Annotated in this window: 2 protein-coding genes and 1 pseudogene; 1 reads left to right on the top strand and 2 read right to left on the bottom strand. The window is 45.4% G+C overall.

Annotated elements, in window-relative coordinates; genetic code table 11:
• Window positions 1-234: pseudogene (locus ACOCD9_RS13580) on the top strand (RNA-guided endonuclease TnpB family protein); the annotation flags it as partial.
• A gap of 334 nt (window positions 235-568) precedes the next feature.
• Here the strand turns inward: ACOCD9_RS13580 and ACOCD9_RS13585 are convergent.
• Window positions 569-1,606, bottom strand: a complete 1,038-nt coding sequence (locus ACOCD9_RS13585) for a fatty acid desaturase (protein WP_287703260.1) — start codon at window positions 1,604-1,606, stop codon at window positions 569-571.
• A 309-nt stretch (window positions 1,607-1,915) separates the two neighbouring features.
• Entirely contained in the window at window positions 1,916-3,079 is a 1,164-nt protein-coding gene (locus ACOCD9_RS13590) for a pyridoxal phosphate-dependent aminotransferase (RefSeq protein ID WP_419547781.1), read from the bottom strand.
• Window positions 3,080-3,220: the final 141 nt, after the last annotated feature.

The raw sequence follows: 3,220 nt of genomic DNA on the forward strand, positions 1-3,220 counted from the left end.
GGCAAAAAGTCGTTATCGGAAAGAGTTCACCGGTGTGATTCTTGCGGTCACATTGAACCGAGAGATACGGCATCAGCAAAGGTAATCGAGAACCGAGGAAAAAACGCTGTCGGACTGACCGTGTTAGAAAACGCTTGCGGAGGCGATTTGACGGGGATCGACCGGTTAAACCTGTTTGATCTAGTCAAGAGCCTAAGAACCGAGAATCCCCCGCTACACCGCGCGAGCGGTTAGCGGGGGAGAGTCAAAACTAGGAAGGAGTGAATCTCTAGGAACAGAGAGGCTATAAATTGTCAGGAAGCTGCCAAGGCTGATTTTGGCGAACCATTGCATAAGGTTGGGTTGAAGCATGAAACCCAACGCCCGCTCATGTTACGCTACCGCTAACCCATCCTACAAATAATTGGGCGTTGTCAGATGTAAAGATGAATCAAGCAAAAGTGTAGGGAACTGGAACATCCTTAAACTTAAGGTAATGAATTAGAAGCGGTAGGGAATTTTCTAACATTTTGACACATGAGGAGGAGGCAGATTTTTCTGCCGTTTTCTCCTCATAGCTAAGATAGGATCAGTTTTTGCGGTAAAAAACCTTGCTGCCTTGGTCGCTGACAAAATGACAATTGCGGTAGGACCGCCAGAGAGATTTGAAAATCGGTTCTTTCGAGACGCGATAATAGTCTCCTAAGACGGGACGGATAGCCTCGGTTGCTTCTTGGAGATGATAGTGGGGAATAGTGATAAAAATATGATGGGCGACGTGAGTACCAATTTGGTGATGGATGGGATTAAAGATGCCATAATCGCGATCGATGGTAGAAAGCGCCCCTTTGAGAAAGTACCAGTCTTGACCGCGATACCAGGGAATATCATCTTCGGTGTGGTGTAGGAATGTCACCAGGTCTAACCAAACCACAAAGACGATATAGGGCATGATGTAGTAGTTAAACAGAAACCAAAAGCCTTGGCTAACACCAACCCCGATTAATAGACCTAACATAAAGGTACAGCAAACGGTGCTAGTCAGTACCTGCCACCGTTCCGAGGGGCGAAAGAGGGGGCTTTCGGGCATAAAATGGGACCCCTGTTTATTAGGGGAACGACGGAAAAGATAAAGGGGGTAAACAAATAAAATTAGCTGAAAACGAGCTAATTTTTCGTACCAGGCCATATTGTTATACTGGGTTTCCGTGACGGGATACCAACTTTCATCGGTGTCGATATTACCAGTATTAGCGTGATGGGTGCGATGACTGATGCGCCAACCGTGGAAAGGTACGAGAATGGGAGTATGACTGAGATGACCGATTAAGTTATTTAACCAACGATAACGGGAAAAGGAACCGTGACCGCAATCGTGACCGACGACAAATAAGGCCCAAAACATGGTTCCCTGCATAAACCAAAAAAGGGGGAAGAACCATGCTTGATTAATCTGGTAAGTTATCCAGTAAAGTAGGGTAATAATGCCAATATCAAAAAAAAAGTAAGCTAAAGAGCGAAAAACGCTTGATTGGAAGCAACGGGCCGGGATAGCTAGACGGATATCCTGTAGGGTAAATGGCAAAAATTCTCTTTTTAGGGCAGGTTTAGGTAGGGTTTGGGACACTAGGTTATAACTCAAGATAGATGACAAGGGCAGTATTGACGAAGGCTTGAGTAGCTCAAGTTTTCTGTTTCTCGATGCGCTATCTTTTGTCTATCTCAGCTAAGAAGCGGATAAGACCGAGCGATCGAGCGAATTTCGCCTAACTCCCTAGGATTTTATTCTAGGGCTTAATGTAACTTAACAAAAGCCCCTAGGGAAAGTCCCCAGAAGGGCCTTTAGGAAGTACATTCCCTGTTTTATAGTTCAAGTTCGTTAAAACCCGAAAAAAAAGGGCGAACAAAATTCACCCTAACAGACGCAGTAATCATCCTACAAAGTGCCGATAAACTGATCAATGCGATCGAATCCTTTTTCAATCGTCTTTAGGTCTGTAGCATAGGAAAGACGAATACAATCATCAGCACCGAAAGCAATACCGGGGATAGCGGCTACTTTTTGGGTTTCTAGGAGTTTCTGACAAAAATCCCGTGATTTTAAACCAGTTTGACTAATATCGATAAACACATAAAAAGCACCGTTGGGAGTAGGACAATTGAGTCCGGGGATTGCTCGCACTCGTTCTAAAATATACTGTCGGCGCTCGCTAAAAGCTTTGACCATTTCCTCGATGCAATCTTGGGGACTCTCTAAAGCAGCGATCGCACCGTACTGGGCAAAAGTGCAGACATTAGAGGTACTATGACCTTGGATCTTAGTCATGGCCTTGACAATTTCCACCGGTCCTGCTATGTAACCGACGCGCCACCCCGTCATCGAGAAAGCTTTAGCAAAACCATTACTAATAATACTGCGCTGAAAGATTTGCGGACCAAAAGAAGCGATACTGCGGTGAATTGCGCCATCGTAGAGGATTTTCTCGTAAATTTCATCAGAAACCACTAAAATATCCTTTTCAACCACAATTTTTGCTAAAGCTGCGATTTCTTCGGGAGTATAGACAATACCGGTGGGATTAGAGGGGGAATTGAGAACAAATAATTTAGTTTTCGGCGTAATTGCCGCTTCTAGCTGTTCGGGGGTGATTTTATACTGATTCTCTAGGCTAGTGTTGACTATAACCGATGTTCCCCCCGCTAACGTCACCATTTCAGGATAACTCAACCAGTAGGGTGCGGGAATAATTACTTCGTCCCCCGCTTCAATTAACGCCATGATTAGATTATAGAGAGACTGTTTACCGCCATTGGTAACGATGACATTATCGGCATTGTATGCTAGTTGATTATCCCGCAGCAATTTCTCGGCGATCGCTTTTCTTAACCCCGGTTCTCCGGCAGCCGGTCCATAGCGAGTTTTCCCCTCATCCAGGGCCTTTTTCGCGGCAGCTTTGATGTGAATGGGTGTGTCGAAATCTGGCTCCCCGGCACTAAAACTACAGACATCTTCGCCGTTTTTCTTCATTTCCTTGGCCAGAGAGTCGATAGCTAGGGTAAGGGAGGGGGTGACTTGATTGACTCGTGACGCTAGTTTCATAGTATTTTACCCTGACAGGGCTTTTCTGATGACCTACACAACCTTTAGTATTGTCCATCACCTCGATTGTTCTGGGTGTTTTTTTATATAATCTCCGGAATTGCGGCGCTTAGGGATGGGTGTGGGGTGTGGGGTGTGGGG

The organism is Microcystis sp. (assembly GCF_048564745.1).
GTDB classification, from domain to species: domain Bacteria; phylum Cyanobacteriota; class Cyanobacteriia; order Cyanobacteriales; family Microcystaceae; genus Microcystis; species Microcystis ichthyoblabe_A.